The organism is Streptomyces humidus, from assembly GCF_014649655.1.
GTDB classification, from domain to species: Bacteria; Actinomycetota; Actinomycetes; order Streptomycetales; family Streptomycetaceae; genus Streptomyces; species Streptomyces humidus.
The window spans coordinates 1-663 of the sequence record NZ_BMTL01000164.1 but is presented as its reverse complement, the minus strand read 5'-3'; the positions used below and the strand labels follow the sequence as shown (position 1 = coordinate 663).

Genomic DNA, 663 nt, shown 5'->3' with positions numbered 1-663 from the left:
GGACACCGTCCTGCCCGTCCAGAACCGCCACGGCATCGGCGAAACGCACCGTCGCCCGCACGTGCTCCACCCAGTAACCGGGCGACATCAACTCCTCGGTGACGGGCCCGCCGGTCACCGTGGAGACGACGGGCACCTGCGGACGGTCGTAGGAGAGGTCCTCCGCGACAGCCCGGAATTCGTCGAGCATCGGCTCCATCAGGGGCGAGTGGAAGGCATGGCTCACCCGTAGCGTGGTCACCTTGCGGCCCTGACCTCGGAAAAGGTCCGCGATCTCCTCGACGGCCTGCGCCGCGCCCGAAACCACCACCGCCCGCGGCCCGTTGACCGCCGCAACACCCACCTCAGCACCCAGCAGCGGCAGCACCTCGTCCTCGGACGCCTCGACCGCGGCCATCGCACCCCCCGACGGCAACGCCTGCATCAACCGGCCACGCGCCACCACCAGACGGCACGCATCCGCCAACGACCACACACCCGCCACATACGCCGCCGCGATCTCACCGACGGAATGCCCCGCCAGCACATCCGGCCGCACACCCCACGACTCCAGCAACCGGAACAACGCCACCTCAAGAGCGAACAGCGCAGGCTGCGCGAACTCCGTCCGGTTCAGCAGCTCCGCATCCTCACCGAACACCACCTCCCGCAACGGGCACGGCA

The 663-nt window shown here is 69.5% G+C and carries 1 protein-coding gene; it reads right to left on the bottom strand.

What is annotated here, in order from left to right; genetic code table 11:
* Positions 1-663 (bottom strand): acyltransferase domain-containing protein (locus IE239_RS41565; protein WP_190154622.1); only part of this gene is annotated, 663 nt, incomplete at both ends.